Source organism: Streptomyces sp. NPDC050528 (assembly GCF_044457795.1).
Taxonomy (GTDB): domain Bacteria; phylum Actinomycetota; class Actinomycetes; order Streptomycetales; family Streptomycetaceae; genus Streptomyces.
Map to the genome: position 1 here is coordinate 22929 of NZ_JBITHH010000013.1, position 17200 is coordinate 40128.

16 protein-coding genes are annotated in these 17200 nt (G+C 68.2%); 8 read left to right on the forward strand and 8 right to left on the reverse strand.

The window, feature by feature from the left end; translation table 11 throughout:
* Window positions 1-18 precede the first annotated feature (18 nt).
* From ACIBK4_RS37400 to ACIBK4_RS37420, 5 genes are all read right to left on the reverse strand, one after another.
* Window positions 19-1059, reverse strand: coding sequence for an LLM class flavin-dependent oxidoreductase (locus ACIBK4_RS37400; protein ID WP_399002261.1), 1041 nt, complete (start codon window positions 1057-1059; stop codon window positions 19-21).
* A 15-nt stretch (window positions 1060-1074) separates the two neighbouring features.
* Entirely contained in the window at window positions 1075-1713 is a 639-nt protein-coding gene (locus tag ACIBK4_RS37405; protein ID WP_399002263.1) for an NAD(P)-dependent oxidoreductase, read from the reverse strand.
* Window positions 1714-1738: 25 nt separating this feature from the next.
* Window positions 1739-2110, reverse strand: coding sequence for a DoxX family protein (locus ACIBK4_RS37410; protein WP_399002265.1), 372 nt, complete (start codon window positions 2108-2110; stop codon window positions 1739-1741).
* Between the two features lie 79 nt (window positions 2111-2189).
* Complete coding sequence (locus ACIBK4_RS37415; protein ID WP_399002267.1) at window positions 2190-2870, reverse strand: SDR family NAD(P)-dependent oxidoreductase; 681 nt, start codon at window positions 2868-2870, stop codon at window positions 2190-2192.
* A 27-nt stretch (window positions 2871-2897) separates the two neighbouring features.
* The gene (locus ACIBK4_RS37420) at window positions 2898-3836 is read right to left on the reverse strand and encodes an NADP-dependent oxidoreductase (protein WP_399002269.1); all 939 of its coding nucleotides are present in this window, start codon (window positions 3834-3836) and stop codon (window positions 2898-2900) included.
* Window positions 3837-3936: 100 nt separating this feature from the next.
* Here ACIBK4_RS37420 and ACIBK4_RS37425 point away from each other — a divergent pair, with 100 nt between their 5' ends.
* From ACIBK4_RS37425 to ACIBK4_RS37440, 4 genes are all read left to right on the forward strand, one after another.
* Window positions 3937-4629: a TetR/AcrR family transcriptional regulator gene (locus ACIBK4_RS37425; RefSeq protein WP_399002271.1), complete on the forward strand. Its 693-nt coding sequence runs from the start codon at window positions 3937-3939 to the stop codon at window positions 4627-4629.
* Between the two features lie 638 nt (window positions 4630-5267).
* Complete coding sequence (locus ACIBK4_RS37430; RefSeq protein ID WP_399002273.1) at window positions 5268-5945, forward strand: SDR family NAD(P)-dependent oxidoreductase; 678 nt, start codon at window positions 5268-5270, stop codon at window positions 5943-5945.
* 62 nt (window positions 5946-6007) lie between these two features.
* Window positions 6008-6376, forward strand: coding sequence for an alpha/beta hydrolase fold domain-containing protein (locus ACIBK4_RS37435; protein ID WP_399002275.1), 369 nt, complete (start codon window positions 6008-6010; stop codon window positions 6374-6376).
* A gap of 56 nt (window positions 6377-6432) precedes the next feature.
* Complete coding sequence (locus tag ACIBK4_RS37440) at window positions 6433-6759, forward strand: winged helix-turn-helix transcriptional regulator (RefSeq protein ID WP_399002277.1); 327 nt, start codon at window positions 6433-6435, stop codon at window positions 6757-6759.
* A 341-nt stretch (window positions 6760-7100) separates the two neighbouring features.
* On the opposite strand, the gene ACIBK4_RS37445 is transcribed toward ACIBK4_RS37440, so the two are convergent.
* The 3 genes from ACIBK4_RS37445 to ACIBK4_RS37455 form a co-directional block, all read right to left on the reverse strand.
* Entirely contained in the window at window positions 7101-8618 is a 1518-nt protein-coding gene (locus tag ACIBK4_RS37445) for a glycoside hydrolase family 43 protein (protein ID WP_399002279.1), read from the reverse strand.
* A gap of 28 nt (window positions 8619-8646) precedes the next feature.
* Window positions 8647-10071 carry a cellulose-binding protein gene (locus tag ACIBK4_RS37450; protein ID WP_399002281.1) on the reverse strand — a complete coding sequence of 475 codons (1425 nt, stop codon included), beginning with the start codon at window positions 10069-10071 and terminating at the stop codon, window positions 8647-8649.
* A gap of 295 nt (window positions 10072-10366) precedes the next feature.
* On the reverse strand, window positions 10367-11416 hold the full coding sequence (locus ACIBK4_RS37455) for a LacI family DNA-binding transcriptional regulator (RefSeq protein WP_399002283.1): 1050 nt from the start codon (window positions 11414-11416) through the stop codon (window positions 10367-10369).
* 277 nt (window positions 11417-11693) lie between these two features.
* On the opposite strand from ACIBK4_RS37455, the gene ACIBK4_RS37460 reads away from it, so the two are divergent.
* From ACIBK4_RS37460 to ACIBK4_RS37475, 4 genes are all read left to right on the forward strand, one after another.
* Complete coding sequence (locus ACIBK4_RS37460; protein ID WP_399002285.1) at window positions 11694-13436, forward strand: cellulase family glycosylhydrolase; 1743 nt, start codon at window positions 11694-11696, stop codon at window positions 13434-13436.
* A 100-nt stretch (window positions 13437-13536) separates the two neighbouring features.
* Window positions 13537-15213, forward strand: a complete 1677-nt coding sequence (locus tag ACIBK4_RS37465; RefSeq protein ID WP_399002287.1) for an ABC transporter substrate-binding protein — start codon at window positions 13537-13539, stop codon at window positions 15211-15213.
* A gap of 13 nt (window positions 15214-15226) precedes the next feature.
* Window positions 15227-16201: an ABC transporter permease gene (locus ACIBK4_RS37470; protein ID WP_399002289.1), complete on the forward strand. Its 975-nt coding sequence runs from the start codon at window positions 15227-15229 to the stop codon at window positions 16199-16201.
* Complete coding sequence (locus tag ACIBK4_RS37475) at window positions 16198-17130, forward strand: carbohydrate ABC transporter permease (protein WP_399002291.1); 933 nt, start codon at window positions 16198-16200, stop codon at window positions 17128-17130. The genes ACIBK4_RS37470 and ACIBK4_RS37475 overlap by 4 nt, the downstream gene beginning before the upstream one ends.
* Window positions 17131-17200: the final 70 nt, after the last annotated feature.

Sequence of the window (17200 nt, forward strand, 5' to 3'; positions counted from 1 at the left end):
GGCGGGGGCGGCGACGGCTCACGGTTTCGCCAATTCGGCACGGATCTGGGGGAGCACTTTCGTACCCAGGAGTTCGACGGCGCGCAGGAAGTCGCGCTGTGGCATACCGCCGACGTCCATCTGAAGGATCTGGCGGGTGTGACCGAGCAGCCCGTGCAGGTGGAGGATGCGGTCGGCGACCTCGTCGGGGCTGCCGACGAAGACCATGCCACCGGGGCCGTAGTTCGCGGCGCGGTCGGTGCGCGAGGGGGCCGGGCGGCCCAGTTCGGCGAAGCCCTCGGCCATCATGCGGTGCTCGTAATCCAGGTACGCCGATCGAGCCTGGGTCCCGGACTCGGCGACGAACCCGTGCGCGGAGACCGCGATGTCGGCCCGCTCTGCGGGATGGCCGGCCCCTTCCCAGGCTGCGCGGTAGGCGTGCCCGTAGCGCGCCCAGTGCTCGGGAGTGCCGCCGAGGACGCCGAGGAACATCGGAAGCCCCAACTCGACAGCGCGGAAGACCGAGTCCGGGCTGCCGCCGGTGCCCAACCAGATCTTCAACGGCTGCTCGGGGCGGGGGAAGACGGTGACGTCCAGCAGCGGCCGTCTGCGGTGCGGGCCGCTCCACGTGACGTTCTCGCCGGCGTTGACGGCCATCAGCAGGGCGAGTTTGGAGGCGTACAGCATGTCGTAGTCGTGCTCGTCGTGGTCGAACAGCGGGAACGTGATCGTCGACGAGCCGCGTCCGGCAACCAGCTCAATGCGTCCGGGAGCCAGGGACGCGGCGGTCGCGAGCTGCTGGAACACCCGGATCGGGTCATCGGTCGACAGGACGGTGACCGCAGTGCTGAGCTTGATCCGGTAGGTGGAGGCCGCGGCGGCGTTGACCACCGAGGTGGGTGAGGACAGCGGCATCGCCCGCATGTGGTGCTCGCCCACCCCGAAGAAGTCCAGTCCCACCTCATCGGCGAGCTCGATGGCCTCCAGCACATCGCGGAGGGCCTGGGCGGTGGGGCCGCGGCTGCCGTCCGCAAGGCGCGGGGTGTTGCCGAAGGAGTAGACGCCGAGTTCGAAGGTCATGGCGGGGTCCTGGCTTCAGTTGCTGATGGCGGGCATGGCCCGCCGGTAGCGGGCATCGGTGAGCTGCGAGACGAGGAACGCGGCGATGTCGGCACGGCTCATGGCGGAACCGACCCGGTCGTGGCCGAGGAAGCCGGAGCGGATGCGGTCGGTGGCGGGTTTGTCGGTCGGATTGGTGATGCGGGCGATCGTGTAGTCGAGATCGGAGCCGGTGACGGCCACGGTCATGCCCTTCAACTCGGCCAGCGCGTTGGGGAACATCAGCCCGGCCAGCACGGGCAGCACCTTGTGCTTCCAGTGCGGCTTGTCACGCGGATCGGCCAGCGAGGGCGTGGCCAGGCCGACGAAACGGGTGATCTTCTGCGCCTCCATGGCCCGCACGATGATGCGGGTTCCGTCGGTCACCTGGGTGCCGGTCGTGGACCGTTTCAGGGAGGGGCCGAGCGCGCTGATTACCGCATCGGCGCCGCTGACTGCCTGCTCGACAGCATCACGGTCGGACAACTGCCCGGTGATGACCGTGAGTTGGGAGTGGGTGAGAGCGAGCTTGGCCGGGGTGCGGACCAGGGCAGTGACCTGGTGCCCTTGGTCCAGGAGCCGCAGGACGGCAAGGCGGCCGATGCCGCCGGTCGCGCCGAAGACGGTGACACGCATCAGGGATGGTTCCTTGCGGTGGGGGTCAGAAGCTGTAGGGGCCGAAGCGTCCCCAGGCGACCAGCGCGGCCAGGATCAGCAGGACGGCATTGAAGGCGATCGCGGAGGGTTCCTTGCGACGGGCGTGGGTGATCGCGGCCAGCACCATCACCACGATCAGGCCGGTCGCGGCCAGTGGGGTCAGGACAGGGGCGATGTCGGTGGCCGGGGGCAGGATCAGCCCGAGGGCTGCGGCGAACTCCACGATGCCGATGAAGCGGACGGTGCCCTGCGAGAAGTCGGCAGTCCAGGGCAACTGACCGGCCAGCTTGTCCGTGGGCTGGATGGACTTCATGACACCGGCCATGGCGAACATGGCGGCCAGCACGGCCTGGACTATCCACAAGAAGACGTTCACGTACGGATTCCTTGCCAGAGGGGGACGGGACAGGAAGGGAGCGGATGGCCCCCTCCCAGGAGCGGGGTGGGCCGGCCGGTCAGGCGTTGAAGACGGCCTCGGAGCGGTCACGGTTTTCGTGCAGCTCCCAGTACAGGGGGGCGATCTGTTCGGGCGTGGCCGTCGGGAAGCCCTCCGGGCCGCCCTCGCCGATCCAGACATTGATCGCCACGTGGGCGGCGTGCACGCCCCTGCCGGCCAGCTCTTTGTTCAGGTTGATGACCCAGTTGCGCAGGGCCGCACCGGCGGCGTTGACGTTGCCGAGCATGGGGACGGGATCCACCGAACCGCCGCCGGTGGTGAACAGCAGGGTCCCGGCCCCTGCCTCGCGCATAGCGGGCAGCACTGCGCGGGCGGCTGCGACGGCGCCGTAGAAGATGTACTCGATCTGCGGCTGCAGATCGTCCACCGTGGCTTCCGAGGGAGCGGCCAGGGTGAGGCCGGGCACTGGGGAATGCGCGGCCGGCGAGTACTCCAGTACGTCGATGGCGCCGAAGCGGACCTGCACGGCGTCCAAGGCGTCCGTCAGTGAGGCACGGTCCAGCACGTCGGCGGGGAACGCGGCAGCCGTGATGCCTTCCTGAGCGAGCTGGTCGACCAGCGTCTGAAGCTTGGTCTTCGTGCGGGAGACCAGGGCGACGTCGAAGCCGCGGCTGCCGAAGGTGCGGGCGATGGCCAGGCCCATACCGGGGCCCGCGCCGACGATGGCAAGAGTGGGCACGGACGTTCCTCCTCCGTTGGACGTGGGTCAGGAGCAGGAGACGGCGATCTTGCCCGGGGTGCTGGCGCCGAAGGCGGCGAACGCCTCCGTGGCTTGCTCCAGCGGGTAGGTGGCGGTGACCGGCACACGCAGCGCACCGGAGGCGACCTGCTCGGCCAGGGAGGCCAGGATCTGGGCGTCGGGGTTGGCCATGATCGTGTGGACAGTGACGTCGTGCCCCTTGACGTCGTCCTGGCTCAGGCCGGTGGCGGAGGCGAGCTGTCCGCCCGTCCGCAGCAGAGCGGCCAGCTGGATGCCGTCGCCCGCCAGGTGCAGCACCGCGTCCACACCGTCAGGGGCGATCGCGCGGACCTGCCCCTCCAGGTCACCGGTGAAGTCGACCACGTGGACATCTGCGCCGGTCAGGCCGGTGACGAAGTCGGTCTGCGCGCCGGGGCGGGCGGTCGCGATCACCTTCGCGCCACGGGCGGCGGCGAGTTGCACCGCCAGCGAACCCACCCCGCCGGAGGCCCCGGAGATCAGCAGCGTCTCGCCCTCGGCCAGGCTCACCACGTCCAGGCTCACCAGGGCAGTGGGCCCGGCCACGCCCAGCGCGCCCGCGTCCCCCACCTTCAGGCCCGCGGGGATGTGGGCGACGCCGTGTCCGGCGGGCACGGTGACGTACTGGGCCAGCGACCCGGCGCCCAGGAACGGCTTCATCACGACACCGAAGACCGTGTCACCGACCGCGAAGCCCTCCGCGCCCTCGCCGAGCGCCTCGACGGTGCCCGCGAAGTCCTGGCCGAGGACCAGCGGGAAGCGGTGCTCCATAAACGCTTGCGTGTAGCCGGCGGCTGTGGCGAGGTCGATGCCGTTCAACGAGGCAACGGCCACATTGACCAGCAACTCCCCGGCCCCCGGGCGAGGAGTGTCCACCTCCGTCACGGCCGGGGCCGAGGGAACGGATTCGAGCGTGACAGCGCGCATGGCAATACCCTTCAACTAAGTGGACCATGCGGCCCACTTCCATTGCCGCCCACGGTACATCAAAAACGGACCACCCGTTCCACTTGGATAGACTGGGGGGATGAGCTCCCTGCCTTCCGACCAGACGTCGGACCAGCAGCCCAGCACGGGACTGCGCGCCGACGCCGAGCGCAACCGCTGCCGCATCCTGGCCGCCGCCCGCCGCCTCTACGCCACCGAAGGGCTCGGCGTCTCCATGGCCTCCGTCGCCCGCGAGGCAGGCGTCGGCAAAGCCACACTCGGCCGGCGCTTCGCGACCCGGGAGGATCTCGTCAACGCGGTCTTCGCCGACCGCATGGAGGCCTACGCCGACGCCGCCACCGAGGCCCTCGCCGACCCCGACCCCTGGCACGGCTTCACCGGCTACATCCACGCCGTCTGCACCATGCAGGCCGCCGACCGCGGCTTCGCCGACGTCCTGACCATGACCTTCCCCGCCGCCAAAGCACTGGAAGCCCGCCGCAACGAGGCCTACAACGGGTTCCTCGAACTCATCGCCCGCGCCAAGAACGGCGGACACCTCCGCGACGACTTCGTCTCCGAGGACCTCGTCATCCTGCTCATGGCCAACGCCGGCGTCATCGCCGCCACCGGAGATGCCGCACCCGACACTTGGCGCCGCCTCGTCGGCCACATGCTCCGCTCCTACGCTGCCCCCGGCGCACCGATTCCCGCCGTGCCCGAAGCTCCTAGGCCCACCGCTCTCTACCGCGCCATGGTCCGCCTCTCACGAATCGGCCCTGACACCGTCTAATGGAGCGGCGATGGCCCGTGGTCCGCGTTCGCGCCATGGCGGACGTCTGCCGACACAAAGGACCGCCTTCTCCGCCCGCACGCAGGCGATGGCGCGGTGGGTACCGAGACGACCCACGGCCCGAGAGGGGCTGACGGCGGCAAGGAGGGTGCCGACTCAAGCACGGACCGGCGCGGGGTCACACCGACGGCGGTGACGGGCGGGCCCAGCTGGCGTCGCACACGGGCCACCCGGCAGCGGTCGGCGCCCGGGGTCGGATTGATTCCGTCAACGGCGGAACCGACCTTCTCCGCGCAGGCTCCCTTCCCAGCCGGGACCCCCCACGCGTCATTGCCGCATACACGAACCAGCCGCAGCCGACCGCCTCGCGCCCGTTGCAGAAGCTGACGAGGCCCGGCTCGGAGCCCAGGAGGAACGGCCACCGAAGGTGTTGATGATTCCGGAAGGCTCTCCCTCGAAAGGAAAACGGTGCCGTCCCAGCCGGTGCGGGCGATGGCCTGGTCCACCGGTCGCCAGGAGACATACCGACCACCCCTGCAATCGGATAGCCCTATCCAATTTTCTGTTAGACTAACCAGGAGAACCGGAATTCCCTATCCGGATCATGAAATGGATAGCTCTATCCAAAAAGGATCGCCGTGAGCAGCATCGCCATCATCGGAGCCGGCCCGCAACTGGGCCTGGCCGTCGCCCGCACCTTCGGCTCCCAGGGCTTGGACGTCGCCCTGATCTCCCGCAACCGCACCAAGCTCGACGAACTCGTCGGCATGCTCACTTCCGAGGGCATCACCGCTGCCGCCTTCCCCGCGGACGTCCTCGACCGCGCGGCCCTCACCCAAGCCCTCAAGAGCGCCGCCGCCCATTTCGGCGGGATCGACGTCCTGGAGTACTCCCCGCTGGACCAGCTCAACGCCACCGACCTGACCACTCCGGCCAACACGGACCCCTCCCACGTGCAGCATGAGCTTGAGTTCCAGCTCTACGGAGCCATTACCGCCACCCGGGCGGTACTGCCGGCCATGCGCGAGGCCGGCACCGGCACTCTGCTGTTCACCACCGGCGCTCGCTCCGTCAACCCCCAGCCGCCGACCGCCAACATCAACGCCGCCGCCGCGGCGCTGCGCAACTGGACGATCAACCTGCACAAGGAACTGGCCGACACCGGCATTCAGGCCGCCCACATCGGCATCGACGCGACGATCGGCACGCCCACCTTCTACGGACAGGCACGGGTTACGGCCGACCGGATCGCGCCCGTCTACTGGGACCTCCACACCACTCACCGCGACCAGGCCGAGCGCATCTTCAGGGCCTGACGCTGCACCAGCCGACCAGCAATCCCCACGCTTTCCCCGCATCTGGCCGCCGAGGAGACGCCATGGCCTACGCGTACGACTCTGAGATCACACCGTGGCTTTCGGCGCTCCCGAGCGGGCCGTTCACCGACGTCCGAGCGTTGCGCACACCGACTACAGCTCGCACCTACGCACCGGCCGAGCGCGACGGCCTGCTGTCCGGCCTTCTCCACGACCCCGGGATCGTGATGGACAGCCTCGATCAGTTCGACGCCACCGCCACCCGCATCGCCGCGGAGGCCGGGACGGTCGTGGCCTCCGCCGAATACCGGCTCACCCCGGAACACCCCTGCCCAGGGATCCCGCACGGCGGCCTCATCCCTGAGTCCACAGCAGGTAGACGCCTCCTCGCCGACACCCTCGCGGCACTACGCCCCGGCCTCGGCGTATGAGACGGCTTACGCACTCGGCCCCGCCCGATACGGGCCGTACCCACCCGGGGCCCCGCATGGAGGTCGACGCCGGCATCGCGCTCTTCTTTCAACTGTTCGGAAAGCGCTGGACCGGCCCGATCGTGTCCGTACTCACTGCGGGACCTGCGTACTTCGCCGACCTGCGCCGGGCGATCCCCGGGATCAGCGAGCGCATGCTCTCCAACCGCCTCACCGAGCTCGCCGCCGCGGAACTGATCGTGCGTGAGGTGGACGAAGGACCGCCGTTGCGAGTGTCCTACCGGCTGACGGAGGCGGGCACGGCGCTGAAGCCCGCGTTCAACGGGCTCGCGCAGTGGGCGCAGACCCATCTGCCGGAGTCGGGAGGGCCCGCCGACTGCTGAGGCCGTCCGTCCAAGGACGGCGGCGCGGCGCCGAACATGCTCATCCCGCGCCGTACGCACTCCACGCTCAGTTCGGCGACACCGCTCTCGTCCGCGACGCGGTGAGCGACTGATGAGACGGGGTGCCATCGAGTTGCTCTCAGGGCGTTCGGCAACCCGGTGGCAGTGCCCTTTCTTGCGACGCCGGCTGATCATCGGGGCCGCAGACCGTCCGCACCCCGTGCTCCCTGACCCCGACGGTCTGCCGCGCCGTCCGAGCTCATGACTGCCTGGGGCCCAGCGGACAAGCGCCATGTCTGTCGGGCCCGGAGCAATGCGGAACCGGCTGAGTACAGGCCGTGTCAGCGTTCGACCGGCTCGTACTCGAACCAGTCGAAGTGGACGGAACCGGCACCCGCGAACATGCCGATCACCCGGCCGGTGAAGCCGCCTGCGACCTCCGTGGAGAGGTACTTCCCGTCCAAGGAGGCGAGCTCGACGAAGGTGCCGTCCGCCTCCTCGATGCCGATCGTGACGGTGTCCGGGCCGGTGCGCGCATCGTCCACCGCGTGCACGGCGGTCACCTCGATGCGGAGAACCACAGGTCCGGGGGGTGTCGTACGGGACGCAACGACGGTGCTCAACGGGCCGATACGGGCCCGCACTTGAACGTTGCCGGCCGAGGCCTCGATGTCGTAGTGGTGCTGTTCGTCGAGGCGGACGGCCACGCCGCCGCGGCCGTCCGTGACATCGACCAGGGCTCGCACGCGACAGGACACGTGCTGCTGTCGTCGGCCGACGAACGTCACGTCGGGCTCGTCGAGGGATTCGCCGTGTGCCTGAAGAGTGAGCCAGCCGGGCCTTTCCTTCGTCGTGCACACCTCCGGCGATCGGTGCCGCAGCGAGATCCAGTGCGGGGCCAGCTCGCTCAGGTCGAAGTCGTCCAGGCCGGGGACGGCGGCGTGCGGGTGTAGCGGCCAGGGGGGCGCGGGCATGGAGGTCGACAGTTCGCCGACGACCGGCCAGCCGTCGGCCCAGTCGACCGGCACCAGGAACGTCTCCCTGCCGAGCACGTGCCACCCCGGGGTGCCGCCGCCCGGCCGCACGCCGAGCAGCACCATCCACCACGAGCCGTCCGGTGCCTGCACCAGGTCGGCGTGGCCGGTGTTCTGGATGGGGTGGTCGGTGCCCCGGTGGGTGAGGATCGGGTTGGCCGGGCACGGCTCGAACGGGCCCGTCGGTGTACGGCCGCGGGCGATGGAGACACCGTGGCACCGCTCAGTGCCACCCTCGGCGATGAGCAGGTACCAGTAGTCGCCGATCTGGTAGAGGTGCGGTGCTTCAGGCGCCTTGGCACCGGGGGCGCCGGACCAGAGCCGGCGCGACGGGCCGAAGGTCTCTCCGGTGCGCGGGTCGATACGGATCTGTCCGACTCCGGCGGTGGTGCACCAGCAGTTACCGTCCTCGTCCCAGGCGAGGTCCGGGTCGATGCCCTGTACTCCGGGCAGGCGGACGGGATCGGACCAGGGCCCGGCCGGATCGGTGGCCGTGAAGAGCAGATTGCCGTCCCCGCTGACATTGGTGACGATCAGCCAGAAGCGGCCGTCGTGGTAGCGGAGGGTGGGTGCGTAGATGCCGCCCGAGGAGCGGGTGTCAGGTGGCAGGCGCAGTTGGCTCGGACGGTCGAGCGCGTTGCCGATCTGGGTCCAGTGCACCAGGTCCCGGCTGTGGAAGACGGGTACCCCGGGGAAGTACTCGAAGCTGGAGCAGGCGAGGTAGTAGTCCTCGCCCGCCCGGCAGACGGAGGGGTCGGGATGGAAGCCGGGGATCACCGGGTTGGCGATGGTGTTGGCCTTCTCGGGCTTGCTCGACACCCTCATCGAATCCTTACGTTGTAGGTGGGTTGGTTCAGCGGTGGAGCTGGACGACCACGATCGAGTAGGCCGGTACCGTCTGGCTGGTCGCGCTGCCCGTGGTCGTGGAGCCGATCGACGTGGCGTTCTTCAGGTACGAGTACACGGTCGGAGTGGCAGCGGACGGGCTGAACCCGCTGTACGACAGCGTGACCGTCGCGGCGTTGACGGGGTCCTTGTTGATGAGCATGACGCTGAGGTCGCCGTTGGCCCGCCGAACGGCGTGCGCGGAGACCAGGGGGTTCGAGCCGACGGCCCGGACCAGCGTGTCGCCCGGCGCGCCCACCTTCGTGATCATCCGGGTGCCGTAGTACGGCGGGAAAGGCGTGTTCAGGGGCGGCTCGCAGGAGGCGCCGCTGGACAGGATCCCTCCGTCGTCGTAGTCCGTGGCACCTTCGACCGTGGTCACGTGAGAGCAGTCCGTGCCGTTGTGCAGGTTCCACCAGGCGACGGTGAACGCGCCGTTCTCCACCCAGGTCAGATACTCGTCCGGTGCGAACAGGCCGTTCGGGGACGTGTCCTTGTAGGCGTTGGCGTTGACCTCCGTCACCGCGATGCCCACGTTGGGCGCGTTGCTCCCGGCGTACTGGTTGATCAGCGAGCGCAGGGTGGCGGCCATGTTCGGGATCTCCGACTGGGGCTTGCCCAGCAGGTCCGCCTGACTGTTGCCGATCGGGTAGTGGTGCACGATCACGAAGTCGATCTTCGATCCGGCGATCGACAGGACCGTGTGGTTCCAGTCCGTCGAGTCACCGGCTCCCGTGATGCCGTCCGGCCAGGCCCTTGGGGTGGTCAGCACCGCGCCGATCTTGACGGTCGGGTCGACGGCCTTCATGGCGGTGGCGTACTGCACGAGGTTGGTCGCGTATGTCGTAGCGGACTTACTGGCGTGGTGGTCGGTTTCCCAGGTGGCGCCGTAGAGACCGTTGCCGTAGACCTCGTTGCCGATCTCCCAGTACTTCGCCCCGTAGCCCTTGGTCACGTTGGCGTACCGCACCCAGGCCGCGGCCTCCTCGGGGGTGCCCGAGCCGTAGTTGGCGGTGATGATCGGCTGTGCCCCGGCGGCGCGTACCGTGCCCATGAACGTGTCGAACTCCGTGTTGGGCGCGACGTAGCCGCCCTCGACGGTGTGGGTCTGCCAGTGGTAGCCGTCGGCGTAGCTGCCGCCCGGGTAGCGGACCATCCCGGTACCGGCGTCCTTCAACAGCCCGGGGACGGCGGAGTGGTTCATGTTGCCGTCGTAGACAGCAACGTTCATGCCGACACCAGTCGCCGGGATTCCTGCCAGCACCCGGCCCGCATCGACCGTCACCGAGGCGCTGATGGTGGCAGGAGCAGCCACCGCTGACGGTGGGGCAGCCATGGCCAGGGACACCGCTGCGGCCAGCCCGACCAGGCGGGCGCCATATCTGTGGACCAACCTCCGCATGAGCTCCTCCAAGGGGATGCGACCGAGGTGGGTGGAGAGGGACGGGGTTCATGGTCGGGCGGGTCGCGGGCTTTCACTAGCCTCACGAATGGAGCGAAACTTTCGCTCCACAAGGTCAGATAATTTCCTGGCCGAGATTAGTCAGCGAACCCCTGTTGGTCAACGGTCGCGCAGCCCGCTCCCGTCACGGGAAGCCTCGGACACACCAACTCGCCCGCTGCCGACGGGTTGTCGACAGCGGGCGTCTGGGGAGCTGAAGCGCGAAGCGGCGCGTGACCGCTCAGGGTCAGCCCTTGGGCGGAGCCGTGCTGCCCCGGACCGTGAGGGTCGTCGCGATCTCCACCCCGACCTGGGGTGCCGCTTCACCGCGACCGAGCGTGAGCGCCAACTCGGTGGCGGCCACGGCCATCTCGGTGAGCGGCTGGTGGACGGTGGTCAGGGGCGGGTCCACCCAGGCCACGACCGGCAGGTCGTCGAAACCGACGACGCTCAGATCGTCCGGGATCCGCAGGCCGGCCTCGCGCGCCGCCTGGTAGACGCCCAGCGCCTGCAGGTCGTTGGCGGTGAAGATCGCGGTCGGGCGCTCGGGCATAGCGAGCAGGGAACGGGCCGCCGCGCGGCCGTCCTCGTGAGTGAGCGTTGCGTGCACGACGAGTTCCGGATCGACCGGCAGACCCGCGGCGTGCATCGCGGAGCGGTATCCGTCCAGCCGGGCGCTGCAGTACAGCTGGTCCTCGGGGCCGCCGATCATGGCGATGCGGCGGTGCCCGAGTTCGGTGAGGTGGCGGGTCGCGGCCCGGCCGCCGGACCAGTTGGTGGCGCCCACGAACGGGACGTCGTCGGGCAGTTCGGTGGCGGGGTCGAAGACGACGAACGGGATGCCCTTCGCCGTCAGTTGCTCGCGCTCGGCCTCGGAGAGCTGAGCCACGGACAGGACACAGTTGGGACGTCTGGAGACGGTGTCGTCCCAGGTGGGCTCGCTGGTGTCGTGCAATCCGAACTCGGAGACCATGAGGCCGACCCGGTGCTGTCGGGCCACCCGCTCCACGCCCCGGATGATCTCGACCGCCCACATGTGCTGGAGCTCGCGGAACACGAGCTCGACGACGTTGTTCCGGTTGGCTCCCGAGGGCTTGCGGTAACCGTGCTCGTTGACCAGCGCCTCGACCCGGGCACGGGTGTCCGCGGAGACCCCGGACTTTCCGTTGATCACCTTGGACACGGTAGGGACGGAGACCCCCGCGGACTCGGCGATGAACGCGATGGTCACCGGGCGGGACGTGTCGCTCCGCCCGTCGCCCTGGCCCGCCGGTCCGTCAGCTGCGTTGTCCGTCAAGGTCGCCTTCCCGGTCATCGAATCGCTCGCACCAGGCGGAGCTGGATGCGGGAGACGGTTGAACAGTCCTGTCTGGGTATGCCCGGCCATTCTGGCATCTCTTGCCGACGAACCTGTGGCCTCAAGCACATCCCCATGTTAACTTCTCCGCCGAATAGAGAGAAAGTTTCCTTGTCCAAGGCGCGACTCGGTCGCGACGAGGCCGATCCCCATGTGTCGAGTACGTCCGACAGGGACCCTCCAGGGTCTGCGCCGCCCCAACCGGAAGGTGCACGCGATGACGAGGAGACTGACCCGGTTTCTCCCGCGACGGCGGCGGCCGTCGCGCCCTCCGCGGAGACTGACGGCGTTACTCCTGGCGATCGTCCTGCTCCCGCTGTTACCCGCCACCGCCCGGGCCGACGATTCGCCCGCCCCGCCGCCGAGCGCCCCGGCCGCCCGCAGCGCGGTGGCGGCCATGCAGCCCGGCTGGAACCTGGGCAACACCTACGACGCCATCCCCGACGAGACGTCCTGGGGCAACTCGCCCGTGACCAGGGCACTGCTGAAGAAGGTCAGGTCGCAAGGGTTCAAGAGCATCCGGCTGCCCGTCACCTGGGGCGTCCACCAAGGCTCCGCCCCCGACTACACGATCGACCCGGTCTGGATGGCGAAGGTCCGGCAGGTCGCCGACATGGCGCTGGGCGAAGGTCTGTACGTCCTGCTCAACATGCACCACGACTCATGGATGTGGGTCAACAACCTCTCGACCGACCATGACGCCGTCCTCACTCGCTACAGCGCCACCTGGACCCAGATCGCGGCGGAGTTCCGCGACGAACCGTCGAGGCTCGTCCTCGAAAGCATCAACGAGCCGACGTTCAGCGGCACTTCAGGCGACGACGAGAACTACCGGCTGCTGGCCGAGCTCAACCGGGCCTTCCACACCGTCGTCCGCGACTCCGGCGGCGGGAACGCCAACCGTCTGCTCGTACTGCCCACCCTGTACACGAACGCCGACCAGGGCCGGCTCGACGCACTGGCCGCCGAACTGACCTCCCTGCGCGACCCGATGATCGCCACGACGGTCCACTTCTACGGCTGGTGGCCATTCAGCGTGAACATCGCCGGCTACACCAGGTTCGACGCCACCGCGGAGCAGGACCTCACCGGAACCTTCGACCGCGTCTACAACACCTTCGTCGCACGCGGCATCCCGGTCATCATCGGGGAGTACGCCCTGCTCGCCTACGACCACAACCGCCCCGGCATCATCGAACGCGGTGAGCAGCTCAAGTACTTCGAGTTCCTCGGCGACTACGCGCGCCGGCGGAAGCTCACCACCATGCTGTGGGACGCCGGTCAGTTCCTGAACCGCGCCACCCTGCAATGGCGGGACCCAGAGCTGTTCGCCCAGATCAAGTCGAGTTGGACCACACGTTCGGGAACCGCCTCCAGCGACATGGTGTTCCTCGCCAAGTCGGATGCCATCACGAGCCAAACGCTCACTCTCAACGCCAACGGCACCGACTTCCAGGGCCTGCGCCACGGTTCCCGCAACCTCGTGCGGGGCAAGGACTACACCGTCTCCGGCGACCAACTCACGCTGACGGCAGCCGCGCTCGGCGAACTGGCGGGCGACCGGACGTACGGGGTCGACGCAACGCTGGAGGCCCGGTTCTCCCGCGGTGTCCCATGGCGGATCGACGTGATCACGTACGACCTTCCGGTCCTGTCGAACGCCTCGGGAATCGCCACTGGCCTGAGCATCCCCACCGAGTTTCGCGGGGACATGCTCGCGACCATGGAGGCCAGGTACGACGACGGGAGCAACGCGGGCCCGGCGAGCTGGACTCCCTACCAGCAGTGGGACACCGCCTTCTCGGCGTACACCAGTGACTCGATCAAGCTGACGTCCGAGTTATTCACCTCGCTGAGGGACGACTCCCGGGTGACGCTCACCTTCCACTTCTGGAGCGGCGCCTCAGCGACGTACTACGTCACCAAGTCCGGCAGTTCCGTCACCGGCACGACCGCCTGACCTCGTCCCTCGCGGTTCCGCCCTTCCAACAGGCCGTCGTCGAAGCGCTGCGCCGACGGCACAGCCCCCAGCACATCTCATCGGCGAAAGCAGCCCACCCATGACTTTCGACATGAACCGCAGAACCCTTCTCAGCACAGCCGCGGCCGTTGCCGGCACCGCCGCGATGGCGCCGCTGCTGTCCGCGTGCGGCGACGGTGGACAGAGCACCGGCGGAGCCAGCACGAAGAAGGGGCTCAAGGCCGCGCTCCCGTCGTTCGTGCCCAACAAATCACTCAAGCCGGACATCCCGTCCGTCGTCGGCGGCGCCGACATCGCGACCGACCCCGGCTTCCTGACCTACCCCGCCCAACAGGCCCGGACCGTAGAGGGAGTTCCGGGCAAGGGCGGCCACTACTCGGCCGTCACTCCGCTGTGGGGAACTGTCCCCTCCCCCGACAACTCCTTCTACCAGGCCATGAACAAGGTCCTCGGGATCGACCTCACGATCAAACCCACCGACGGCAACAACTACCTGACCATCATCCCCACGATGACCTCGGCCAAGAAGCTGCCCGACTGGATCCAGCTGCCGGCCTGGTGGAACTCCGGCTTCAACACGGGCGGCCTGGCCGACACCCAACTCGCCGACCTCACACCGTACTTGGCCGGCGACAAGATCAAGAAGTATCCGAACCTCGCCGCCATCCCCAGCGGCGCCTGGCAGGCGGGCGCCTGGGGCAACAAGATCTACGGCATCCCGTCCTACTCCAGCAGCTGCGTCGTCGCGGGCACCACCTTCTACCGCCGCGACGTCCTGGACGCCAAGGGCATCACCGCCGGCGAGATCACCTCGGCGGCCGACCTGTTCACGCTGGGCAAGGAGCTGACCGACGCCAAACGCGGGGTCTGGGCGTTCGACGACGTGTGGACGTACCTCTTTCCCTTCTGGGGTGTGCCCAACAAGTGGAAGGTCGAGGACGGCAAGCTGATCAACAAGTACGAGACCCCGGAGTTCCTCGACGCCCTCGACTGGCACTACAAGCTCGCCAAGTCCGGCTCCATGCACCCCGACGCCCTCGCCGGGCAGGAAGCCTCCGGCAGCACCCGCTTCTACTCGGGGAAGGTTCTCATCTCCGGTGGTGGCACCGGCGCGTGGAACCTCACCGACCAGCAGTCCGGTTCGGCCGCAAACAAGGACTACCGGCGCGGAGCCTTCGGCATCTTCGCGGCCGACGGCACGTCCAAGCCGAGCCTGTTCCTCGGCAACTCCACCGGCGTCATCAGCTACCTCAACCGCAGGCTCGGCAAGGACCAGATCGAGGAACTGCTGTCGGTGGCCGACTACTTGGCCGCTCCCTACGGTTCGGCCGAATACACCATGGTCAACTTCGGCGTCGAGGGCGTCCACCACACCATGGTGAAGGGAGTCCCCACCTTCACCGACGCGGGCAAGAAGTACGTACAGCCCCAGACGTACTCGTTCCTGGCCTCGTGCCCGCAGGTGATCAGCAACCCCGGAACCGACCAGGTGACCAGGGACTTCACCGCCTGGCAGGCCGCCAACGTCAAGTACCTCTACAAGCCGGTGTTCTGGAACATGAATATCTCCCTGCCCTCCTCCCTGGCCACCGCGGACGCCGCGCAGTCCGTGGAGGACACGATCAAGGACTGCTGCCACGGCAAGCAGAAGGTCTCCGACGTCCAGGCCGCGATCGCCGCCTGGAAGAGCAGCGGCAACCGGCTCAAGAACTGGCTGACGACGAACGTCCTGGAGAAGTACGGCACCGGGCAGTGAGGACAGCACAGACGTGACCACCATCATCGGGCCCAAAACCGAGACGCAGACGACGAGGAAGCCGCCTCAGGCGCACGTCAAACTCCACTGGCGGATCCGGCTGCGCCGGGACAAGTCCCTGGTCATCATGACGATTCCGGCCATCGTGCTGCTCGTGGTGTTCAACTACGCGCCGCTCTTCGGTCTGATCACGGCCTTCCAGTACTACGACCCGCTGGTCGGGGTCTGGCACAGCCCGTGGGCCGGGCTGGAGCAATTCGCCACCCTCGTCCAAGACCCCTTGTTCTGGAGTGCGTTGCAGAACACGCTCTACCTCAGCCTCGTCCAGCTGATCCTGTTCTTCCCGATCCCGGTCGTCCTCGCCCTGCTGCTCAACACCGTGCTCAGCGAGCGACTGCGCAACCTCATCCAGTCGATCGTCTACCTCCCCCACTTCTTCTCGTGGGTGCTGACGATCACGGTCTTCCAGCAGATGCTCGGCGGGGCAGGCGTGCTCAACCAGTTCCTGCGCCAGCACGATGCCGGCACCTGGGACATCATGACCAACTCGAACACGTTCGCCCTGCTGGTCACCTCCCAGGCGGTCTGGAAGGAAGCGGGCTGGGGCATCATCGTCTTCCTCGCCGCACTCGCCGCGATCGACACACACCTGTACGAGGCCGCCGCCGTGGACGGCGCCGGGAGTTGGCGCCGCATGTGGCACATCACCCTGCCCGGGATGCGCGGCGTGATCGTACTGATGCTGGTCCTGCGCCTCGGCAACGCACTCACCGTGGGTTTCGAGCAACTCCTGCTCCAGCGCGCGGCCGTGGGCCACAACACGGCCGACGTGTTGGACACCTTCTCCTTCTACTACGGCATCGCCACCAACAACTACAGCTACGGAGCTGCGGCGGGGCTCTTCAAGAGCGTCATCTCGCTGCTGCTGATCTGGGGCGCGAACAAGCTCGCGCATGCCTTCGGAGAGGACGGGTTGTACCGCGGATGAGCACTGCCGTTCCGCTGCGACAGCGCCGCAGCGACAAGCGCCCGGTCTGGGAAGAACCACCGTCGGCGGCCACGACCACGGGCAAGAGCGCCGCTCTCGCCCTGGTCGTCGCGGTCGTGCTGGTACCGCTGTGGATCATCGTGGTCACCAGCTTCTCCACCCAGGCCGCCGTCAACCGGGCCGGCGGCCTGGTCATCTGGCCCGACGGACTCACCGTGTCCGCCTACCGCGAGATGCTCGCCGACCCCACGGTGCGCACCGCCGTGCTGGTCAGCCTGGGCATCACGCTCGTGGGAACAGCCGTCTCTATCGCGGTCTCCGTACTGTGCGCCTACGGACTGTCCCGCGCCCGCTCCTACGGTCACCGGCCGATCCTGACGCTGCTGGTCATCACCATGTTCGTCAGCGGCGGCCTGATCCCCACCTTCCTGGTGGTCACCGGTCTGGGCGGCTACGGCCGGTACTGGGCCCTCATCCTGCCCAGCGCGGTGTCGGTCTTCAACATCCTCGTGCTGCGCTCTTTCTACGCCGGCACATCGGCAGAACTCATCGACGCCGCCCAGATGGACGGAGCCGGCGACTGGCGGACCCTGTGGTCGGTGGTCCTGCCCACGTCCCGCGCCGTCACCGCAGTCATCACGCTCTTCTACGCCGTCGGCTACTGGAACGCCTTCTTCAACGTCATGCTCTACATGCCCACGGAGAGCCAGAAGTGGCCCCTGCAGTACGTGCTGCTGACCTACGTGAACCGCGGCAACGGCCTGCCGGGCTCCGTCAACAGCGGTTTCGGCAACGCCCACGCCGAGACCGCTCCGCTGTCGTTGCAGATGGCCGTGGTTGTACTGACCCTCGTCCCCCTGCTCGTCGTCTACCCGTTCATGCAGAAGCACTTCAGGACCGGCGTGCTCACCGGAGCGATCAAGGGCTGACGGAGTTTCAGCGTGGGCCGCGCCAGGAGCAGGCCGTCGCGCATGCGAGCCCTCAAGCAAGACCGCAGCC